Source organism: Microbacterium sp. ZW T5_56 (assembly GCF_044987425.1).
Classification (GTDB): domain Bacteria; phylum Actinomycetota; class Actinomycetes; order Actinomycetales; family Microbacteriaceae; genus Microbacterium.
On sequence record NZ_JBJDRI010000006.1, the window covers coordinates 30,457 to 51,588 of the forward strand.

Genomic DNA, 21,132 nt, shown 5'->3' on the forward strand with positions numbered 1-21,132 from the left:
CCGAAAGGAACTTCATGTCCCACCTCGACGAGTCCGTGCTCTTCGGCGCCGCTTACTACCACGAATACCTTCCGACGCCGCGGCTCGAGGAGGACATGCGGCTGATGAAGGAGGCCGGATTCACCGTCATCCGCGTGGGTGAGTCGGTGTGGTCCACGTGGGAGCCGGATGACGGCGTGTTCGATCTGGAATGGCTCGCGCCGGTGCTCGATGCCGCCCAGGCCCACGGCATCCGCGTCATCCTGGGCACGCCGACCTACGCGGCGCCGCTGTGGCTGGTGCGCCAGCTTCCGGAGATCAACGTGGAGCGTCGTACGGGTCAGCGCATGGGATGGGGCGCACGTCAGGAGATCGATTACGCCCACCCCGCGTTCCTGTTCCACGCGGAGCGCGTGATCCGACGCATCATCGCGCGCTACGCCGACCACCCTGCGGTGATCGGATACCAGGTGGACAACGAGCCGGGCATGGTGCCGTTCGCCAACGATCAGGTGTTCCAGCGGTTCGTCGATGCGCTGCGTCGCGAGTACGGCACCGTCGACGCGCTGAACGAGGCGTGGGGCCTGACGTACTGGTCGCACCGGTTGGCGGACTGGGCCGACCTCTGGCGTCCTGACGGCAACGCGCAGCCGCAGTACTCGCTGGCCTGGCGTCAGTTCCAGGGCGAGATCACCAGCAGCTTCATCTCCTGGCAGGCCGACATCGTGCGCGAGTACGCCCGGGAGGATCAGTTCGTCACGACCTGCATCTCCTACGATCGCGAGACCGCGGACGAGGTGCAGCTGACCCGCAACCTCGACATCACTGCGGGCAATCCGTACTACCGGATGCAGGATGCCTTCGAACTGCCCAGCACCGACGACGCTGCGCAGTACTGGACCAGCACGGGCGTCTGGGCGCTGATCAACTCCGCCGATCGGATGTACGGCACGAAGCAGGCACCGTTCCTGGTCACCGAGACGAACGCGCAGGCCATCGGCATGCCCTGGTTCAATGAGCCGGCCTTCGACGGACAGTGGCGGCAGGCCGCGTGGGCGCTGGTGTCACGCGGCGCCACGATGATCGAGTACTGGCACTTCCACACGCTCCACGCCGGTGCCGAGACTTACTGGGGCGGCGTGCTGCCGCACAGCCAGCAGCCCGGGCGGGTGTACCGGGAGATCGCGCGGCTGGGCGCGGAGTTCGCGACGGCCGGAAACCGTGTCACCAGGCTCACGCCGGCGGCGGACATCGCGATCCTGTTCGACACCGACAGCAAGTGGGCGCAGGCGGAGCATCCCTCCCTCGCGCGCGACGGTGAGCCGGATCGACGCGCGTTCCAGACCGTACGTGATGCCTTCACCCGCGGAGTGTTCGAGGCCGGTCTGCAGGGTCGGGCTGTCCATCCCGCACAGCTGCGCGCGATCGACCCCGCGGCGTATGCGGCAGAGGTTCCGGTGCTGATCGCCGCCGCCTTCACGATCGCGACGGACGCGGATCTGGTGTGGCTGCGCGAGTACGCGGCGGCGGGCGGGCACCTCGTTGTGGGTGTGCGGACCGGGTACGAGGACGAGCAGGCGCGGGCTCGTCTGGAGCGCAAGCCTGCGCTGCTCGACGAGGCCGCAGGGGTCTGGTACGACGAGTTCTCCAACCTGACGACGCCGCTGCCGCTCGCCGGTGCGGAGGGGTTCGACGTCCCCGCCGACGCACACGCGACGCTATGGGTCGACGGGCTGCAGGTCGAGGACGCCGAGACTCTTGCAACGTACGTGCACCCGCACTTCGGACGCTGGCCCGCCATCACCACACGCCAGCACGGCGCGGGACGCGTCACCTACGTCGGCACTGTTCCCGACCGTGCGCTCGCGGCTGCGATCGCCGAATGGGCCGTGCGAGTGGGAGCCGGCGAGGCGGGATGGCGCCCCGATCACGACTCGCAGTCGGTGCAGAACGCCGTCAACGCGGCGGGTGAGCAGATCCACGTGGTGCACAACTGGTCGTGGGAGGCGAGCAGCTACACGCTTCCTGCCGCGGCACAGGACGTGCTGAGCGGCGAGGACTTCCCCGCGGGCGCCGAGGTGGAACTCGGCGCGTGGGATGTGCGGGTGTTCGCCTCGCGCTGACATCACCACGAACGCGGCGGCGCATCGAGTGATGCGCCGCCGCGTTCGTGGGTCTCACACGCGAGTGAGACGAACCGCCATGAACTGCCGACCGGGCAGCTCGATCCGTGCGGACCCGGCCGCGAAGGTGCCGGGCAGCCGGTCGACGGTCATGCTCCAGGTGTCGATGACGTCGATCACCCAGTCGCCCGAATCGAGCATGACGTTGCGGAAGCGGGGACGGTTGAAGCCGAAGTAGCCGACCTTCACCTGGCCGGCGACACCGCCCCAGGGCACATCCCAGTCTCCGGGGAGCGGATCCCAGACACCCTCCGGCGCCTCTGCCAGCAGCTGCTCCAGGAAGCCGATGCGATCGGGGGAGGTGCCGTGCAGGACTCCACCCTTCGACCACCACAGCACCTCGTCGTCAAGACCCAGCGCGGAGGGCAGGTAGGTCTCGCCGTGGCCGACGTAGCCGCCGCGCACCGCGCCCTCCCAGAACCGCCGCACCATCTCCTCGCCGGTGATGTTGCCCCAGCCCTGATCGATGTCGCCCTCGTAGGCGCACTCGTCGATCACGACCGGCTTGCCCCAGCGCTCGCGCCACTCGTCGGTGTTCTCGGCCGTGCGGTAGACGTCCACGCGCTGCACGCTGACATGAGTGATCCACGGCGCCGAATAGTCGTAGAACGGACGGCAGTTGTGGATCGAGTTCAGGTGGCCGAAGGGGTCCTCGGCACCGACGATCGCGGCCAGCCGCTCCCAGTCCTCGGTGTCCTTCGCCCACAGCAGGTCGTACTCATTGGCCATCGACCACCACACGTTCGCGAAACCGGACAGTCGGCGCACGATGTAGCGCAGATAGCGATCGTCCACGGCGGGGCCGAGGTCGGCGAATCCCCAGCGATCGTACGCGTGGAAGAGGATCAGATCGGCCTCGATGCCGAGCTCGGCCAGGTCTAGGATGCGCTGCTCCAGGCGGCGGAAGTGCGCGGGATCGAAGCGCTCCAGATCGAAGCCGTCCGCAAGCGATCCGACGAAGGGGAAGTCGGCCGGCTCATTCGCGTTGTACAGGTACGACTTCGGGAACACGCACATGCGGATCTTCGTGAACGGCGCCTCGGCGAGCGTGCTCAGAGTCTGCGCCTGCAGCTCGTCCGGCTGGTGCGTCCACGCGTACGCCGTCGTGCCGAGGGGACGATGCCGGGTGCCATCCGCGTGCCGGAAGTGGAACCCGTCCACGCGGACGGGGCCGTGGGCTCCCTCGGCGGCAGCACCCACCGTCACCGTTCCCGTCAGTCCGTCCAGAGAGCGCGCCGTCGATCGCGTGATGAAGCTCCACTCGCCCACCGCGTCGGCCAGCGCGCGGATCACGTAGGTGCCGTCCCCGTCGTAGAACCCACCCACACGGATCTCGGCACCGCCGCGCGTGAACACGGCGTCGAGTTCAACGTCCACGAACGGATTGCCGTGGGAGGGGCCCGCGAGGCGGATCTCCAGCGGAGCCCACAGCGTGACGTCGTGCGGCAGCGTCACGGTGGCTGAGGCCCGGGCGACATCCTCCGACTCATACGCCGGATCCGGATCGACAGCGGGTGCGTACGGGGGCCGCACTACATCGTCATCGATCTCGGCCAGCTCCGCCCACAGCTGCGCGCGCGCCTCCTCCGTCTCCAGCGCCGGCACGAGGGCGATGAGGGAACCCAGGCGTCCATCGCGGAACTGCACGGCCATGGGGGAGGCGGCGAAGCCCGGCATCAGCCGTTCGAGAACGGCGCGTGCTGCGGGGTTGTCGAGGGCTTCTCCGAAGGTGGAACGGCGATCGAACATGGAATCTCCTTCTCAGGCGATGGCAGTGGCGGCACGGATCGCGTCATCGACGCGGGAGAGCACCTCGGGCGGGGTGAACATGAGGGCGGTGGACAGCGGTCGTCCCGCTCCCCACACGGTGCCGGCACGGACCGACTCGGCGCGGCCCGGATCGATGGTGGCCAGCGTGTCCAGCAGCGCACGGTACGCGCGCGGGTCGTCAATCACGTCCGCGAGCGACGCTGCCAGACCCGGCAACGGCGGAAGGACGGGTGCCGACTCCGCGCGGTAGCGCCACTCGTGCGTGCCAGCGGCGACTTCGGCGGGTGCCCCCGGCACGGAAACCTCTGCGGTCGTGTTGGCGGGCACCACGGCGGTCACGACGATCTCGTCACCCTCCCGCACCCACGCCACCGACGCCGTCCCATACGGCGTCTCGTGGCGAGCCCGGGCGTGCGTGAGGGCTGCCAGCGGCCGCGGGGCGATCCGCAGCCGACGATACCCGGGCGCCGCAGGCGCGAGACCGGCGACCGAGCGGTGCAGCCAATCGGCGACGGCTCCGAGCGCGTAGTGATTGAACGAGGTCATCTCACCCGGATTGACCGACCCATCCGGCAGCAGCGAATCCCAACGCTCCCACACAGTGGTGGCACCCTGCGTGACGGGGTACAGCCAGGACGGGCACTCGGTCTGCAGCAGCAGTCGCTCCGCCGCCGCGAGGTGTCCCGCGGAGGTGAGTGCATCGGTGACGAGCGGCGTGCCGACGAAGCCGGTGGCGATGCGGTAGCCGCTTTCTCGGACCAGGGCTGCCAGCCGTTCGCCGAGAGCCGCGCGCTGCGCAGCATCCGTCACCAGATCGAACTCGAGGGCCAGCGCATAGGCGGTGACCGCATCGCTCATCATGCGACCAGCCGGCGTGACGTACTCGGCGACGAACGCCGCACGGGAACGCTCGGACAGCTCCGCGTAATGCGTGGCATCCGCGTCATGACCGAGCAGTGCCGCTGCCTGCGACACCTGCCGGAGCGAGCGTGCGAGATAAGCCGAGGCGACGATATCGGAGTCGACCTTCGCCGCACCGGGCTGATCGGCGGGTGCATCCGGGTCGAGCCAGTCGCCCAGCTGCATGCGTCCCGCCCAGAGTCCCCGGTCATCCGCGTCGCGAAGAACCGTATCGACCCAGTCCCGCATGCTCGGATACTGCGCGGCGAGCACCGACAGGTCGCCGAACCGGTCGTGCAGCACGGTCGGCACGACGGTGGCGGCATCCCCCCAGGCTGCGGGGGCTGCCCCGCCGGCGTCGGCGAAACCTGGAAGGGCCGCCGGAATCACCACGGGAACCGATCCACCCTCGCGAGCCTGTTCGTGCGTGAGGTCACGCAGCCACGAGGTGAGGAAGGCATTGCAGTCGTAGAGGAAGCTCGCCGTCGGCGCGAAGACCTGGATGTCTCCGGTCCAGCCCAGCCGTTCGTCGCGCTGCGGGCAGTCGGTCGGGATCGAGAGGAAGTTGCCGCGCATGCCCCACACGACGTTCTCGTGCAGCCGGTTGACGAGCGGATCCGAGCTCTCGAACCATCCCGACCGGGTCATGTCGGTGTGCAGCACCACCGCCTCGACATCGGCGGGTGACACATCGAGCCCGGAGATCTCCGCGTAGCGGAAGCCGTAGAACGAGAACCGCGACTCGAGCACGTCCTCGTCACCGGACAGGTCGAACGTGGCGGTGGCCGCCGCATTTCGGAGGGGACGCAGCGCCAGCTCGCCGTCTTCCAGTACCTCGGCATGGCGGACGACCACGCGCGTCCCGGCCGCTCCACGCGCGCGGATCCGCAGGCGCCCCACCAGGTTCTGACCGAAATCGAGGATGGTCCGGCCATCGGGAGTCGTGATGACGTCGGCGACGGGAAGCGCCTCGATGCGACGCACCGGGGGAGCGATGCGGGCTTCGGGCACCGGGACGTTCTCGAATCCGGGCAGGGCCGCTGCTCCGACGCGAACCGGAGCCCACGACGACGGTGCGCGTCGGAGATCCTGATGCTCGCCGGCGTAGATGCCGCTGTCGACCACCGGTCCGTCTCCCGCTGCCTCCCAGTCGGCACCCGTGGCGGCAAGCGTCTCGGTCGTGCCGTCCGGGTACGTCACACGCAACTGCGCGAGGAACGACGGCTGCGTTCCGTACAAGCGGTTCGTGAAGGTGAAGAACCCGTACTTCTCGGTGTACCACGCGCCCGCAATGGTCGCAGCGAGCTCGTTCACACCCTCACGAATCAGCGCGGTGACATCGACGCTCTCGTGCACCAGCCGATCGCGATACGCCGTCCACCCGGGGGCCAGCACATCGGACGACACCGCCGCGCCGTTGACGGTCGGCTCGGCGATGCCCAGTGCGGTCCAGAACAGCACCGCGCGGGTGACGGGACGCTCGACGGCGAAGGTCGTGCGCACTTCGGCGGGCTGCGCCTCCCGAGGGGGGTCCGCGAGCCCGATCGGCTCGGCGACCCACTCGCCCTCAGCGAGGAATCCGGCTTCGATTGGCAGCGGTGAGCTCCAGTCGGTCTGCGTACCCGAGTCAGCGGTCGCGCGCACGCGGACGGGCCGGATCTCTCCGGCGACGAGCGGGCGGAAGGGCCACGCCACCAGCACGCTGTCGCGCCCATCGATGACGATCGTGCAATCGCCGTCGGAGAGCTCCGCGGAGGCCTGCAGCCAACCCGGTTGGTCCGACGACACGGTCCAGCTCAGCCGGGGGGTCGCGGTCGCGACCACCGCGGTGTCATCGCGCAGTTCGGCCTTCAGCCGGGAGATGCGTGCTGCGGCGTTCAATCGTCGTCTCCTTCCGCGTGCCAGGACAGCAGCGCGACATCGCCCGTCACGGCGTAGACGCCGATGACCCGGCCGGTGAATGATTCGGCGGTCTCCGAGGACAGGAAGCGCCCGTCGACCTGCGCGATCTCGACCCACTCGCCGGCGATCGTCGCGCCCAGGTGGAACACGTCGCTGGTGCGGGGGAAGCCCGCACTCGCCTCCGGCTTGCGTGAGGCGATGTGCAGATCGATGACTCCATCCCCGGCGGGAACCGACCACTCCTGCACGAGATCGGCCACCACAGCACGGGCTGTCACGCGGTCGCCGCCCACTTCCACCTCCACATGGAAGCGCTCGTCGTAGCGCACCGCGAGTCCACCGACGCCCGCACCCGCATCGATGCGGACGGTGACGTCGTTGGTCAGGTGCTCCTGCCGTCGGCCGAGGAAGACCGGTCGGGGGTGGTCGAGCGTGCGGCCGTCGCCATGCAGCACCACGGCGTCCGCCCGCGCGTCCAGGTCCGTGAGCGATACGGGAGTGGCGCGTACGGCGATCCACTCGCCGTCGAGCGTCCGGGTCTCCGCGAAGTCGATGTCGACGCGAGTGCCGGGACGCGCGTTCAGCAGGACTGGATCGATCGCCGGCCAGCCGTCGTCCTCCCAGCGCACGGTCGTGACGAAGCTCTCGCGACCGAGCGCCGAGAAGGCGCGGGTCATGCTGCGGGGTCGCACCCCGAGCAGGACGCACAGCCACTCGTCATCCGGGCCGACCACGAGGTCACCGTGGCCGGTGTTCTGGATCGGACGGATGGTCGATCGGGCGGAGACCAGCGGGTTCTGGGGCGCGGTTTCGAACGGGCCGTCCGGGGCGTCGCCGCGTGCGATGGAGATGCCGTGGCCGCGCTCGGTGCCGCCCTCGGCGATCATCAGATACCACCGGCCGTTCACGGCGTACAGGTGCGGTGCCTCGGGGAACTGCCCGCCGGTTCCTGACCACAGCGAGCGCGGCTCTTCGAGAGCGCGATGGGTGTCCAGATCGACGCGCACCTGCTGGATCCCGAGATGCTGTCCGACGCCCTCACCCGAGAGGATCAGCCCGGAGAAGGTGATGTAGACGGTGCCATCGTCTCCCCATGCGATGTCCGGGTCGATCCCGTCGAGGGAGGCGGAGCCGTCCTGCTTCAGGATCAGATCGCCGTCGCTCCATGGGCCCGCAGCGTCTGTCGCGGTGAAGTGCAGCATGCCGCGCCCCATCGCATCGGTGATGACCAGGTGGAAGACGCCGTCACGGTGTCGGATGGTCGGCGCCCACGCACCGCCCGCAGTGGGAACCTCCTCGACCGCGAGCTGGCCGGGCCGAGTGGCCACGTGGCCGATGAGCTCCCAGGTCTCGAAGTCGGTGGAGCGGTGGATCGGGATGCCGGGCAGGTACTCGAACGTCGAGGTGGCCAGGAACCACTCGTCCCCCACGCGCACCACCGACGGGTCGGGGTGGAAGCCGTTGATCAGCGGGTTGTACAGCGTCGTCATGAGAGTGCTTTCCACATCGGGAGATGAATCATGCCAGGAGGCGACCGAGGTCACGGGCGAGTGCCGTGGCGCGCGGGTCTGCACCGCCGGGCCACGGGCCGCGGGCGATGGTCCAGGCGAATGTCAGGGCGGTGTCGGGATCCACACAGGCGAACGCGCCCATTGCACCGTCGTGGCCGAAGGCGCGAGGCCCGCCGAAGGGCAGAGCCTGGGACGGCTTCTGGAAGACGATCGCGTGCGCGCGGCCGTGTTGGTGGAGCACCTCGTCGTAGCCGCGGATCTGCTGCTGCCCGATGATCTGCGTCGTGTCGGCGCCGAGCAGGGGAGCAGCTCCCTCGACTCCCGTCACCGTCACCGCGAACAGACGCGCCAGGCCCCGCGCGCTTCCGGTTCCCGAGGTGGCGGGATGGCCGTACCGCCAGCTCTCCGGATTCCGCCCCAGGTCCACGTCACCGCCGGGTGAGGCGAAGACGACCGGACCGAGCGCGGAGAACGACGGCGCCGTGGTGTCCGACACCGGACGAACCATCGGCAGCAGCGTGACCAGTCGATGCTCCTGTGTCTCAGGCAGCCCGAGGAAGAAGTCGATGTCGTACGGAGCGCGGATCTCCTGCTCGTAGAACTCATGCAGCGTCCGACCGGTCACCCGGAAGACCAGCTCGTCGCCCAGATTCCCGATCGTGAGCGCGTGATATCCGAAGGCAGAGCCGGGATGCCAGAACGGCCGACTCGCGGCGAGGCGCTCGGCGGCGGCGTGATGATCCAGCAGCTCCGCGGCGGTCAGCGCCGGGGTGGCCTGGGGAAGCCCCGCCTGGTGCGACAGCAGCTGACGCACGGTGACCGCGGCCTTGCCCTTCGCCGCGAACTCCGGCCAGTAGTGCGCGACCGGCTGGTCGAGGTCGAGCTCGCCCCGCTCGACCAGCAGCCCGATCGACAGCCCGACGGTGTTCTTCGTGACCGAGAACGGGACCGTGACAGAGTCCTCACTCAGGTGAGGTCCGCCCCAGGCGTCCAGGACGACGTGACCGTCGTGGTAGGCCGCAACCTGGAAGGAGAGGTCGGCATCGTGGGCGAGGTAGCCCTCCAGGCGCGCGACGACATCGGAGAGTCGATCGTCGGCGCGCCCCTGGAGGAGACCCGTGAGCTCGGAGTGAGTCACTCCTGCGTCCACTCGACGCGCAGCGGAAGCTCGGCGACCGAGGAGCCCACGGCGAGGGTATACGTGCCGGGCTCGACGACCCACTCACCGGTCCAGTGGGCGAGACGGCGGGCGGGGACGGGGATGGTGACCGTCGCCGTGTCGCCGGCCGCCACCTGGGCGACGGCGAAGCCGACCAGCCAGCGGACCGGGCGATCGACGCTGGAGTCGGTGCGCTCGGCATACACCTGAACGACCTGCTTGCCGGTGCGGGCACCGGTGTTGGTCACCGTCACCTCGACGGTGTCGCCGGTGCGGTGGGCCGCATCCCACGACCACTGCGTGTAGCCGAGACCGTGACCGAACGGGAACGCCGGCTCCGCCGCGTTCTTCAGCCAGGCGCGGTAGCCGATGTTGATGCCCTCGTCGTAGTAGAGACGTCCCTCGACCGGGGTGACATCGCTCACCGGCACGTCGGCGAGGGTCGCAGGCCACGTGGTGGGCAGTCGACCGCCGGGTTCGGCGGCACCGGTGAGCACATCCGCGACGGCGTGACCGAACTCCTGCCCGCCGAAGTAGCCCTGCACGATCGCGGCGACGCTCGACGCCCACGGCAGCACGACGGGAGAACCGGCGTTCACCACCACGATCGTGGGGGTGCCGGTGGCGGCGACAGCACGGACCAGGTCATCCTGGCGGCCGGGTAGATCCAGATCGACGCGGTCGTAGCCCTCGGATTCGACGGCCGAGTTCGTCCCGACGACGACGACGGCCACCTCGGCCGCGCGTGCAGCTTCCGCGGCGCGCGCGATGAGGAGGTCGGGGTCCGTGCGCTCGGGGGCGATGCCGAGCGTCACGCTGAGCGCGCCGTCGATGCCACCTCGTGACTCGCGAGTGAACTCGGCGCGGATGTCCACGGGACGACCGGCCTCGACCCGGACGGCGGCGGTGAGCGACGGCGGGTTCAGGAACGCGGCCCCCAGGTCGGTTCCCTCCAGCACGGGGACGTCGTCCAGCACGAGCTTGTCGTCCACGAACACACGGCCGGGGTTCGCACCGGCGAAGCCGAGCTGGATCTCGCCGGTCTCGGTCGGCGTGAAGCGCGTGGCGAGGACGATCGTGCGGCTGGCACCGATCGGAGCGTCGCCACCGAACCAGACCAGTGCCGTGGCGCGGCGATCCTCCGTGAACAGCTCGGTGCCGTCCGCAGCGAGGAACGAGACGCGGAGGCCGGGCTCACCGGTGACGGGGTTGGTGATCGCAGCCAGCGGGAACTCAGCGACCCCCTCCTGCACCACGGCACCGATCTCGTAGCGGACATCAGCGGATGCGAACGACTCGCAGAGCGCATCGAGCGGGGAGACGACGCTCTCGGGGAGCACCGTGGCGGAGCCGCCACCCTGGGTGCGGGCGTCCTTCGCGTTGTGTCCGATGACGGCGATGCGTGTCAGCGCAGCGGGATCCAGCGGCAGAACTCCCGAGTTCTGCAGGAGCACGGTGCCCTCGATTGCAGCCTCCCGAGCGAATGCGGAGGCGTCGAGCGGGGCCGGAACGATGGCGTCGGAGCCCTCGAGTGCGCCGACACGCTCGGCGAGCAGCAGGATGCGCAGCACCTTGCGATCGATGTCTGACTCCTGCACTCGTCCGTCGCGGACTGCGGCGACAAGGTCCGCCCATGCGGGTGCGGGCCCGGGCATCGCGAGATCCTGGGCGGCGGCGATCGCATCGAGCGAGCGCACGGCCGTCCAGTCGCTGACGACCACACCGTCGAAGCCCCACTCGCTGTTCAGCGGGTCTTCCAGCAGCTCGTTCTCGGTCATGGTGACGCCGTCCACCGAGTTGTACGCGCTCATGATCGACCACGCGCCGGCCTCGACCGCACGCTCGAACGGGGCGAGGTACAGCTCCCGCAGCGCCCGATCATCGACTTCGACGTCCACCGTGAACCGATCGGTCTCCGAGTCATTGGCCACGTAGTGCTTCGGTGTGGCGGCTACGCCGTTCTCCTGCAGACCTCGGACGTAGGCGGCACCCAGTTCGGCGGTGAGCTCGGGATCCTCGCTCAGGCACTCGAAGTGGCGTCCGCCGAGCGGCGAGCGATGCAGGTTGATGGTGGGGCCGAGGACGACATCGACACCCTTCCTGCGGGCCTCCGACGCCGCGGCTGCGCCGTAGCGATAAGCCAGGTCGACATCCCAGGACGCGGCCAGTGCTGAACCCGACGGCATGTTGAGGGACGGCTCGCGCTCATCCCACCGCGGACCGCGGACGCCGGCGGGGCCGTCTGACAGCGTGAGCGCACGCAGACCGATCTCCGGCAGCGGGGTGGTCGTCCAGAAGTCGGCGCCCTGGATGAGCGCTGCCTTCTGCTCCAGAGTCAGCTTCTCCAGAAGCGGGCGGAGGTGATCGGTGGTCGCGGTCATGCTGCGTTTCCTTCTGCGGCGGTCTGCGCGTCGATGAGAGCGCGACGGTCGGTGCGCCGCTTCTGCTGCGCGTCGGGGTCGGGGACGGGTGCGGCCAGGAACAGCCGCTGTGTGTAGGGATGCTGCGGACGGGAGGTGACCTGGTCGCCATCCCCGGTCTCCACGAGTTCGCCGCGGAACATGACCGCCACGCGATGACTGATGTGGCGAACGACGGCGAGGTCGTGCGAGATGAAGAGGTAGGCGACGCCCGTGCGCTCCTGGATCTCGATGAACAGGTCGAGCACGCGAGCCTGGGTCGACAGGTCGAGGGCCGATACCGGCTCGTCGCACACGATCAGCTTGGGATCCAGCGCCAGCGCGCGGGCGATCGCCACGCGCTGGCGCTGCCCGCCGGAGAACTCGCGGGGCAGGCGACGGGCAGCATCCGCCGGCAGGCCCACGCGATCGAGCAGGTCGGAGACGCGAGCGAGCGCCTCACGGGAGGTGACCCCCCGCGCGGTGAGCGGTTCGGCGAGGATCTGAGCGATCGTCATCGACGGATTCAGCGAGGAGTACGGGTCCTGGAACACCACCTGGATGTCGCTGGCGAGTCCGCGTCGCTCGCGGCGGTTCAGGTGGCCGATCTCGCGACCCTCGAACTTCACCGAGCCTCCCGTGACGGGTGCGAGGCCCAGGACCGCCCGGCCCAGGGTGGTCTTGCCCGAACCGGACTCGCCCACCAGACCCACGGTCTCACCGGGGCGGATGTCGATCGACACGCCCTTGAGAGCATGGAACGGCTGGGCCCGGAAGCCCTTGCCCGGGTAGGTGACGTTGAGGTCGGAGACCTCGAGCAGGGTGGTCATGACCGGCCTCCTTCGGTGGTGGTCGCGCTCACCAGCGGCCCGCGGGCCGGCCCCTCGTCGAGGATCGCGTCGAGCAGCGACTGCGTGTACGGGTGCGACGGGGTGCGCAGGATGGTGCGGACAGAACCCTGTTCGACGAACAGACCCTGCTGCATCACCGTGACGCGGTCGCACAGGTCGGCGACGACGCCGAAGTTGTGCGTGACCAGCAGCATGGCCATCTGACGCTCGCGCTGCAGGTCTCGAAGCAGGTCGAGCACCTCCGCCTGCACCGTCACGTCGAGAGCGGTGGTCGGCTCGTCCGCGATGATCAGATCGGGATCGGTCGACACGGCACCCGCGATGAGGACGCGCTGCGCCATGCCTCCGGAGACCTCGAACGGATACGCGTCGAACGTGCGCTTCGGGTTGGGGATGCCGACCCGGTCGAGCAGTGCGAGCGCCTTGTCGGTGGCGTCCTTCTTGGAGAGCCCGAGGTGCTTGCGCAGCGGCTCGATCAGCTGATAGCCGATGGTGAACGAGGGGTCCAGGTTGCTCATCGGCTCCTGCGGGATGTATCCGATCCGCGTTCCGAGGATCCCGGAGTACGCCCGCTCGGAGGCACCGGCCAGCTGCGTGCCCTCGAGGAGGATCGAACCGCCGGTGACCTGTCCGCCACGGGGGAGCAGTCCGAGCACGGCGAACGCGGTCTGCGTCTTGCCCGATCCGGATTCTCCGATCAGGCCGTGCACCTCGCCCCGGCGGATCTGCAGGGACACACCGTGGACCACTTCGATGTCGGCGCCCCGCGGCTGCTGATACGCCACCCGCAGGTCGTCGATGGTCAGGATGGGAGCGCCCGCGAGGGCACTGGTGCGGTCATCGTCGGGATGCACGATGGTCTCGCCGATGACCGGCAGCTCCGCCGAGTCCTCGAGAGCATCGGCGTCTCCACCCGAGAGGTTGATCGACGTGGTGACGGCGGCGATCGATCCGGTGGCGGTGGTGACCGCACGACGCCGACGACGGCGGACGACCGTCGTGCGCTCCAGCACGTCACGCATGCCGTTGGCCAGGAGCGTCAGCGCGATCGAGGTGACGGCGATCGCGAGCGAGGGCCACACCATGAGGAGCGGCTGCTTGTAGATGTTGGCGAAGCCGTCGTTGAGCATGCTGCCCCAGGTCGGGACGCTCATGTCGCCGAGTCCCAGGAACTCCAGTCCCGACTGGATCGCGATCGCGATGCCAGTGATGATCGCCGACTGGATGATGATCGGTGCGCGCACGACCGAGAGGATGTGGCGACCGATGATGCGGAGGTCGGAGAGGCCCGACACACGAGCGGCATCGACGTACAGCTCGCCGCGAACGGCCGTCACGGCGGCATGCACGAGGCGGAAGTACGCGGGAGCGAGGAGGATGCCGAAGATGAACATCGCCAGCCAGACGCTCGGGCCGAGGACGGTGCGGGCCGCCAGCAGCACGACCATACCCGGAAGCGCCATCACCAGCGATGTGACCCACGATGCGACCGCGTCGAACCGGCCCCGGTAGTAACCGGCGATCAGCCCCGAGATCACGCCGATGAGGAGGGCCGTCACCACGGCGACCATGGCTGCGGCGAGGGTGATCTGCGTGGCTGCCAGCAACCGGGAGAGCACGTCGCGGCCCGCGCTGTCGGCACCCAGCGGGTGCTCGGCGCTGGGTGCTGCGAGCACCAGCTCAAGCGAGGCGAGGTTCGGGTCGAACGGCGCGATCCATCGGCCGATGATGGCGATCACCGCGACCAGGACGAGGAAGATCAACGAGACGAGCGCGACCGGACGGCGCACGAGCCGGCTCAGCAGCGAGGTCTTGACGGCGGGCGTCGGCACCGCCGGGGGCGTGGCAATGGCGGTCATGAGAGTCGCACCTTCGGGTTGAGAGCGGCCTGCGCGAGGTCGATGACGAGGTTCACGATGAGCACGATCACGGCGAACGCGATCACGACACCCATGACGACAGGGATGTCGCCCTGGGTGGTGGCCGAGACGGTGAGCTGGCCCATGCCCGGCAGGGCGAACACCTGCTCGACGATCACCGCGCCGCCGAGGAGGCCGATGAACTGCACGGCCAGGACGGCGAGGGCCGGACCTCCCGCATTGCGCAGCACGTGCTTGTACACGACGCTGCCCGAGGACAGGCCGCGGGCGCGAAGGGTGCGGACGTAGTCGCGCGACATCGCGTCGGTCACGGAGCCGCGGATCTGCTGCGCCACCGCGGCGATGGCGCCGAGCGAGAGAGCGATGATCGGCAGCGTCACCGAGGCCAGCCAACCGGCGAACGACTGGGTGATCGGTATGTACCCGGTGGCCTTGAACAGATGCAGGTTGATCGCGAAGATCAGCACCAGGTACAGCGCGATCAGGAATCCGGGGATCGCGAACCCGACCACCGAGATGAACTGGACGAGAGCGTCGACCCAGCCGCCGCGTCGGGCGGCGAGCACGCCGAGCACGATGGCCAGCACGGCCGAGATGATCGTCGCGCCGATCACCAGCGACAGGCTGACACTCAGGCGGCCGCCGAGGCTGACGGCGACGAGCTGCCCGTTGAACCACGAGCGACCGAGGTCTCCGGTGAGAGCGGAGGTCAGCCAGTCCCAGTACTGCACGACGAGCGGGCGGTCCAGCCCGAGCTCCGCCGACTTCTGGGCGACGAGCTCGGCCGTGGCGTTCTGGCCGAGGATGCGACGCGCGATGTTCGCGCTGTCGAGGAAGAGGAGTCCGAACGTCACGATCGAGATGACGACGAGCAGGACGACGCCGGAAATCACACGGCGAACGATGAACATGAGCATGCTGCGCTCCTGTGTCTCAGAGGAATCGGGATCCGGCCCGCCCGCCGATGCGGGCGAGCGGGCCGGAGGGGCCGATCAGGACTTCGGCGTGAAGTCGTAGATCGCGGGGTAGGCGTTCGTCGGGAGCACCTTGACCGTCGTGTTCGCGTCCGTCGCGAAGCTGCCCTGCACGCGGTAGAACGGTGCAAACCACGCCTGCTCGACGATGTAGGTGTTCAGCTCCTTAGCGACCGATGCCTGCGTCGCCTCGTCGCCGAACTGGATCTGCTTGATGTACTCGTCGACCTTCGGGTCGTCGTAGTGGAACGGGTTGAAAATCGCGGTGGGGGCGATCATGAACTGAATCAGCTGCCAGTCCGGGTTCTGCTCCAGCGCCATGAAGGACTGCGCGAACTTCGGGGCGAGGAGATCGGCGATGAAGTTGTTGCCGGGGTCCGTGTACTCGACCTGGACGCCGATGTCGTTGAGCTGCTGTTCGATCAGGGTGTACGTGGTCGCGCCCAGCAGAGTGGAGGACGGCATCGACAGCGTGAGTCCGGTCGCGTAGCCGGCCTCGGCCAGGAGCTCCTTCGCCTTCTTCGGGTCGTAGGTGTAGTAGTCATCAAGCGCGGGGTCGTATGCCGCGGACGATTTGGGGAACACCTGCGTGGTCACCGTGCCGTTGCCGAGCTGCAGCGCCTTCAGCAGGCCCTCGCGGTCGAACGCGTAATTGAGTGCCTGGCGGACACGGACGTCGGCCAGCGCCGGGTTCATCGTTCCCGCGCGGTCGAGCAGCAGCAGGCCCTGGAAGTCGAGCTCGTTGGCGTTGACCGTCCATCCGGCACCCTCGACCTCGGCGAGGTTGTCGTTGCTGGCGAGCTTGACGCCGTTGGCCTCGCCGGCCTTGATGGCGTTGAGGGATGCGGTCGCGTCGGCGAGTACATTGATGACGAGCTTGTCGTAGTGCTGCGCCTCCGGGTTCCAGTAGTCCGGGTTCTTCGTGTACGAGTAGCTGGTGCCGGTGACGGTCGCTGCGGCGTCGAGCACGTACGGCCCCGAGCCGACCGGGTTGGTGGCGAGGTCGTCGTTGCCGAGCGATTCGCCGCTGGCGACGAGGCCGGGGTCACGGGTCAGGTAGTTCAGCAGCGCAGGATCGGGGGCTCCCAGCGTGATGGTGACGGTGGTATCGTCCGGGGCGTCGAAGCTCGTCACGCCGGCGAAATAGCTCGCGTCGGGGGACGTTCCTTCTTTGAATCGATTCAGGTTGTCGACCACGACCTGCGCGGTGAGCTTGGAGTCGTCCGAGAATGTCACGTCGTCGCGGATCGTGAGCGTCAGCACGGTGTTGTCGTCGTTGTACGACCACTTGGTCGCGAGCCAGGGCTCGATGGTGCCCTCGGGAGTGGCGAGAAGCAGGGTGTCGAAGACGGCCTGGTAATAGGGGGCACGGTTGCCCCATTCGGCGCCCGACGGGTCGAGGGTGGTCGGGGCGAGGATCGCGCCGAGAGTGAGGGTGCCACCACTTCCGTCGCTCGAACCGTCACCGTCGGTTGCGCCAGCGCAACCCGTGAGAGCGAGAGCGGCGATGGCGATGGCGGCTGCTGTGGCCTTCCAGCGGAACATCTTTGGTCCCTTCATCGGTGGGCGATACCCCTGCGGATCGCCCTCTGTCGAGCGAAGCTAGCAGCAAAAACGAGTAGGCACTAGCTTTTTGGAAGAAAAACCTAGCGCTTCCTAGAATTTCGTTATAGAACGGTTGCCAGGGGCCTCTGCAAGCCCGCACCGCTGCGGGCACCTGAGGTACGGTGACAGCGATGACGAAGGCTACGACGACAACAGCACCGCGGCGGGCGCGCGGAGAATATGCCAAGACGAAGGAGCGCCGCGAGGCGATCCTCGACGCCGCGCTCGAGGTGTTCGCCGAGGGCGGCTACCGCGCCGGGTCCCTCCGCGAGGTCGCGCAGCGCGTGTCGATGAGCGAAGCCGGACTGCTCCACCACTTTCCGAACAAGGTGGCGCTCCTGCAGGCCGTGCTGGATCGACGAGATGAGATGTCGCGCCGGCTGGTCCCGATCGAGGGGGATGACGGCGCGGCTCTGCTGCGGGGGCTGGTGAGACTTGCTGCGCACAACGCGTCGGTGCCCGGCGTCGTCGAGCTGTTCTGCACGCTGTCGGCGGAGGCGACATCGCCCGACCACCCGGCTCACTCCTATTTCGTCCGCCGCTACGACTACACACGACACAACATCACTCGCGCCTTCACGTCTCTCGCGGCGAAGGACCACGTCGCCCCGGGCATGAGCCCCGAACGCGCGGCGATCACGCTGATCGCGATGATGGACGGTTTGCAGGTGCAGTGGCTGCTCGACCGCGATGTCGTCGATATGGCGGAGACGTTGCAGAGGTTGATCGCGAGCTTCGTGGACATCGATTGGGACGTCGAGGACCCGCCCGCCCGAACCGAGGAGAGAAAATGATCCGCGTCCCCTTCCACGACGGATGGAGCGTCGGCCCGAAGCTGGGTGCGTTTGAATCGCGCACCGAGGCCACCGCGGCAGTTCCCGTCACCCTCCCGCACGACGCGCTGCGCGATCTGCCTCGATCTGCGGAGAGCGGGCAGGGCGTCCACGCTGGCTACATCCCGGGAGGTGTGTTCGAGTACGTCCGCCAGTTCGAGGTGCCGCTCGAGTGGGCGGACAAGAGCGTGCGCATCGAGTTTGAAGGTGTCTATCGTGACGCGACGGTCTTCCTCAACGGCGATTTCGCCGCACACGAACACAACGGCTACGCGGCGTTCGTCGTCGACGCCGATCCCTTCCTGCGCTTCGGCGAGGAGAACACGATCTCGGTCGAGGCCCGTGTCCATCGCGACAGCCGCTGGTACACGGGCGGTGGCATCTACCGCCCGGTGCATCTCGTCGTCGCAGATCCTGTCCACATCGCACTCGATGGCACGACAGCGACCACTGCAGACATCGATGGCGAACGCGCCGTGGTGGAGATTGCGACGATCGTCGAGAACGACACTCGTCATACCGCAACCCGGCGGGTGCGATGGGCGATCGCGGACGCCGACGGCGCAGACGTCGCGTCAGGCAATGCGCCGATCACCGTGCTTCCCGGCCACAGCGCGACCGCACGGCTCCGTGTCGCCGTCGAGAATCCTCGTCTATGGGGGCCCGATTCCCCCCATCTCTACCGCGTTCGCACGGAGCTCGCGGATGCTGCGGGCGTCGTTGTGGATGAAGACGAGACCCGACTCGGCATTCGGCGGCTGCAGCTCGATGCGGCCCGTGGTCTCCGAATCAACGGCGAGAGCGTCGATCTGCGCGGAGCGTGCATTCATCACGACAACGGTCCGCTGGGCGCGATCTCGGTCGCGGATGCGGAGCAGCGCCGGGTGCGTCGGCTGAAGGACGCCGGGTTCAACGCCATCCGCAGCGCCCACAACCCCGCCAGCCGCGCTCTGCTGGACGCGTGCGACCTGCACGGCATGCTCGTGATGGACGAGCTCGCCGACGTCTGGACGAAATCCAAGACAGCTTTCGACGGCTCGGTCGGGTTCGACGAGCGCTGGCGCGGAGACGTGGCGGCTCTCGTGGTGAAGGACCGCACCCATCCAAGCGTCATCCTCTACTCCATTGGCAACGAGATCCTCGAGCTCGCGACGCCGCACGGCGCCACCTGGAGCCGTCGACTGGCGGAGGAGTTTCGTCGCCTGGACCCGACCCGCTTCGTGACCAACGGCATCAACGGGATCATCGCGAACCTGGGCCACCTGGCCGAGATCGCCGCCTCCGATCCGAACACGATGATGGCCGACATGGGGGAGCAGATGGCTCTGATGAACGCGTCCCCGTTCATCACCGATTCGATCGAGGAGTCGGCGGCCGTCCTCGACGTCGTCGGCTTCAACTACGCCGACTCGCGCTACGACCTGGATGCGGAGCTGTTCCCGAACCGTGTGATCGTGGGGTCGGAGACCTTCCCCGACCGCATCGCCTCGCTTTGGGCGGACGTGCGGCGCCTGCCCCACGTGATCGGCGACTTCACCTGGACCGGATGGGACTACATCGGCGAGGCGGGCATCGGGCGGGTGGACTACACCGATGCGCCCGGCTATGAGCCGACCGGCACCGCCGGGCCGTTTCCGTATCTGCTCGCCCAGTGCGGCGACATCGACATCACCGGGCATCGCCTGCCGGCATCCTTCTACCGCGAGATCGCGTACGGCCTTCGCGCCGAGCCGGCCATCGCCGTGCATCGCCCCCAGCATCACGGCCGTCCCGTCGCGAAGACGCCGTGGTCGTGGGATGACGTCGTGTCGAGCTGGAGCTGGGATGTGGAGCCAGGGTCGGCCGTCACGGTCGACGTGTACGCGGACGCGGAGGAGGTCGAGCTGCTGGTCGACGGTGTGTCGATCGGTCGATCCGCGGTCGGGTCACCACGCGCCCTGATCGCGCGATTCGAGACGACGTATCGGCGCGGTGAGCTCACCGCCATCGCGTATCGAGACGGTGCGGAGATCGGACGCTCATCGCTGCGATCCGCCGCCGATCCGGTGCTCACGGTGCGAGCGGAGGGCTCGGAGATGTCGGCCGACGGGGTGGGCTACGTCGAGATCACGATCGCTGACGCCGACGGGGTCCTCCTCTGCGACGCGGACCGCCTCGTCTCCGTCACGGTGTCCGGTGGCTCGCTGGCGGGGATCGGGTCGGGGCGAGCACGCACGGAGGAGTCCTTCGGGGCCGATGCGGTCACCACCTTCGACGGACGGGCGTTGGCCATCGTGCGGGCCGATCCCACGGCAGACCAGGTGCGCATCAGCGTGACCGCCGATGGCCTCGAACCAGCGGACGCTGTCTTCGCGGTGCGTCAGGCATCGAGCAGCTCCCGCCCCGATATCATCGCGGTGTGAGCCTGCCTGATGACACCATCGCCGAGCGGACCAGCATGGGCCGCGGCATGGACGTCATTTCGTGCCTCGCGGATCTGGCCGCCGGCGGTGAGCAGGGCGTCTCGGTTCAGGACATCGCGCGGGCGCTGGAGCGGGATCGGTCGCAGATCTCCCGCACGCTCACCGCACTGGCGGCGGAGGAGCTCGTCACGCGCGGCTCCGACGGCCGCTACCGACTGTCGTGGAGCTGGTACGCCTCGGCGGAGCAGCTGGTCGAGCGGCGGCTACGCGTCGAAGGCCGCACCATCCTTGACGAACTCTCTGAGGCCGCGGGGGAGGCCTGTTTCCTTGGCGTGCTCGAGGGCGATGCGACCGTCACGATCGTGGAGAGCGTCCCGCCGGCTGCCCGACTGATCGGATCCTGGATCGGCCGCGCCTACCCCGCCTTCTGCAGTGACGCCGGTCAGGCGGTGCTGTGGGACGCGTCGGACGACGAGGTTCGCGGCGTCTTCAGCCGCACCGAGTTCCGCAGTGCCGGACCGAACGCGGCCACCTCGGTCGAGGAGTTCCTGGCGCGCCTGGTCCGGTCGCGGGAACGCGGGTACGCCATCGTCGCGGAGGAGGCCGAGCCGGGACTGTACTCGGTGTCGGCACCCGTGTGGGACTTCCGCGGCGAAGTGATCGCCGGGATGCAGATAGTGGGAGAACGTCGGCGACTGGAGCCGAGGTCGCAGGCTCTGGGAGAGGCGTGTGCCGACGCCGCGCGCCGTCTGTCGGAGTTGCTCGGCGCTCGCGAGAGCTGAGC

The 21,132-nt window shown here is 68.6% G+C and carries 13 protein-coding genes; 4 read left to right on the plus strand and 9 right to left on the minus strand.

Annotation, left to right across the window (positions count from 1 at the left end; genetic code table 11):
- Positions 1-14: 14 nt before the first annotated feature.
- Complete coding sequence (locus ACI3KU_RS04285) at positions 15-2,102, plus strand: beta-galactosidase (RefSeq protein ID WP_404921047.1); 2,088 nt, start codon at positions 15-17, stop codon at positions 2,100-2,102.
- A 54-nt stretch (positions 2,103-2,156) separates the two neighbouring features.
- Here ACI3KU_RS04285 and ACI3KU_RS04290 read toward each other — a convergent pair whose 3' ends face one another.
- From ACI3KU_RS04290 to ACI3KU_RS04330, 9 genes are all read right to left on the minus strand, one after another.
- Entirely contained in the window at positions 2,157-3,911 is a 1,755-nt protein-coding gene (locus ACI3KU_RS04290) for a DUF5605 domain-containing protein (protein ID WP_404921048.1), read from the minus strand.
- Positions 3,912-3,923: 12 nt separating this feature from the next.
- The gene (locus ACI3KU_RS04295; protein ID WP_404921049.1) at positions 3,924-6,713 is read right to left on the minus strand and encodes a family 78 glycoside hydrolase catalytic domain; all 2,790 of its coding nucleotides are present in this window, start codon (positions 6,711-6,713) and stop codon (positions 3,924-3,926) included.
- Complete coding sequence (locus ACI3KU_RS04300; RefSeq protein ID WP_404921050.1) at positions 6,710-8,224, minus strand: family 43 glycosylhydrolase; 1,515 nt, start codon at positions 8,222-8,224, stop codon at positions 6,710-6,712. The genes ACI3KU_RS04295 and ACI3KU_RS04300 overlap by 4 nt, the downstream gene beginning before the upstream one ends.
- 28 nt (positions 8,225-8,252) lie before the next feature.
- Complete coding sequence (locus ACI3KU_RS04305) at positions 8,253-9,383, minus strand: serine hydrolase domain-containing protein (RefSeq protein ID WP_404921051.1); 1,131 nt, start codon at positions 9,381-9,383, stop codon at positions 8,253-8,255.
- Positions 9,380-11,785, minus strand: a complete 2,406-nt coding sequence (locus ACI3KU_RS04310) for a glycoside hydrolase family 3 protein (protein ID WP_404921052.1) — start codon at positions 11,783-11,785, stop codon at positions 9,380-9,382. The genes ACI3KU_RS04305 and ACI3KU_RS04310 overlap by 4 nt, the downstream gene beginning before the upstream one ends.
- Entirely contained in the window at positions 11,782-12,633 is an 852-nt protein-coding gene (locus tag ACI3KU_RS04315) for an ATP-binding cassette domain-containing protein (RefSeq protein WP_404921053.1), read from the minus strand. The genes ACI3KU_RS04310 and ACI3KU_RS04315 overlap by 4 nt, the downstream gene beginning before the upstream one ends.
- Positions 12,630-14,513 (minus strand): dipeptide/oligopeptide/nickel ABC transporter permease/ATP-binding protein, encoded by a 1,884-nt coding sequence (locus ACI3KU_RS04320; protein ID WP_404921054.1) that lies wholly within the window; start codon positions 14,511-14,513, stop codon positions 12,630-12,632. Before ACI3KU_RS04320 ends, ACI3KU_RS04315 begins: the two co-directional genes overlap by 4 nt.
- Positions 14,510-15,451, minus strand: coding sequence for an ABC transporter permease (locus ACI3KU_RS04325; protein ID WP_404921055.1), 942 nt, complete (start codon positions 15,449-15,451; stop codon positions 14,510-14,512). The genes ACI3KU_RS04320 and ACI3KU_RS04325 overlap by 4 nt, the downstream gene beginning before the upstream one ends.
- Before the next feature lie 75 nt (positions 15,452-15,526).
- Positions 15,527-17,053, minus strand: a complete 1,527-nt coding sequence (locus ACI3KU_RS04330; protein ID WP_404921056.1) for an ABC transporter substrate-binding protein — start codon at positions 17,051-17,053, stop codon at positions 15,527-15,529.
- Between the two features lie 191 nt (positions 17,054-17,244).
- Between ACI3KU_RS04330 and ACI3KU_RS04335 the strand changes: the two genes are divergently transcribed.
- The 3 genes from ACI3KU_RS04335 to ACI3KU_RS04345 are packed head-to-tail and all read left to right on the plus strand — an operon-like array spanning position 17,245 to position 21,130.
- On the plus strand, positions 17,245-17,907 hold the full coding sequence (locus tag ACI3KU_RS04335) for a TetR/AcrR family transcriptional regulator (RefSeq protein ID WP_404921057.1): 663 nt from the start codon (positions 17,245-17,247) through the stop codon (positions 17,905-17,907).
- Positions 17,904-20,348, plus strand: a complete 2,445-nt coding sequence (locus ACI3KU_RS04340) for a glycoside hydrolase family 2 TIM barrel-domain containing protein (protein ID WP_404921058.1) — start codon at positions 17,904-17,906, stop codon at positions 20,346-20,348. The genes ACI3KU_RS04335 and ACI3KU_RS04340 overlap by 4 nt, the downstream gene beginning before the upstream one ends.
- The gene (locus tag ACI3KU_RS04345; protein ID WP_404921059.1) at positions 20,345-21,130 is read left to right on the plus strand and encodes an IclR family transcriptional regulator; all 786 of its coding nucleotides are present in this window, start codon (positions 20,345-20,347) and stop codon (positions 21,128-21,130) included. Before ACI3KU_RS04340 ends, ACI3KU_RS04345 begins: the two co-directional genes overlap by 4 nt.
- The last annotated feature ends 2 nt before the right edge of the window (positions 21,131-21,132 follow it).

Excerpts from the sequence above, each read along its gene's own strand:
- ACI3KU_RS04285 (WP_404921047.1), top strand. The coding sequence starts at position 15 with ATGTCCCACCTCGACGAGTCCGTGCTCTTCGGCGCCGCTTACTACCAC.
- ACI3KU_RS04290 (WP_404921048.1), bottom strand. The coding sequence starts at position 3,911 with ATGTTCGATCGCCGTTCCACCTTCGGAGAAGCCCTCGACAACCCCGCA.
- ACI3KU_RS04300 (WP_404921050.1), bottom strand. The coding sequence starts at position 8,224 with ATGACGACGCTGTACAACCCGCTGATCAACGGCTTCCACCCCGACCCG.
- ACI3KU_RS04310 (WP_404921052.1), bottom strand. The coding sequence starts at position 11,785 with ATGACCGCGACCACCGATCACCTCCGCCCGCTTCTGGAGAAGCTGACT.
- ACI3KU_RS04315 (WP_404921053.1), bottom strand. The coding sequence starts at position 12,633 with ATGACCACCCTGCTCGAGGTCTCCGACCTCAACGTCACCTACCCGGGC.
- ACI3KU_RS04320 (WP_404921054.1), bottom strand. The coding sequence starts at position 14,513 with ATGACCGCCATTGCCACGCCCCCGGCGGTGCCGACGCCCGCCGTCAAG.
- ACI3KU_RS04325 (WP_404921055.1), bottom strand. The coding sequence starts at position 15,451 with ATGCTCATGTTCATCGTTCGCCGTGTGATTTCCGGCGTCGTCCTGCTC.
- ACI3KU_RS04330 (WP_404921056.1), bottom strand. The coding sequence starts at position 17,053 with ATGTTCCGCTGGAAGGCCACAGCAGCCGCCATCGCCATCGCCGCTCTC.
- ACI3KU_RS04335 (WP_404921057.1), top strand. The coding sequence starts at position 17,245 with ATGACGAAGGCTACGACGACAACAGCACCGCGGCGGGCGCGCGGAGAA.
- ACI3KU_RS04340 (WP_404921058.1), top strand. The coding sequence starts at position 17,904 with ATGATCCGCGTCCCCTTCCACGACGGATGGAGCGTCGGCCCGAAGCTG.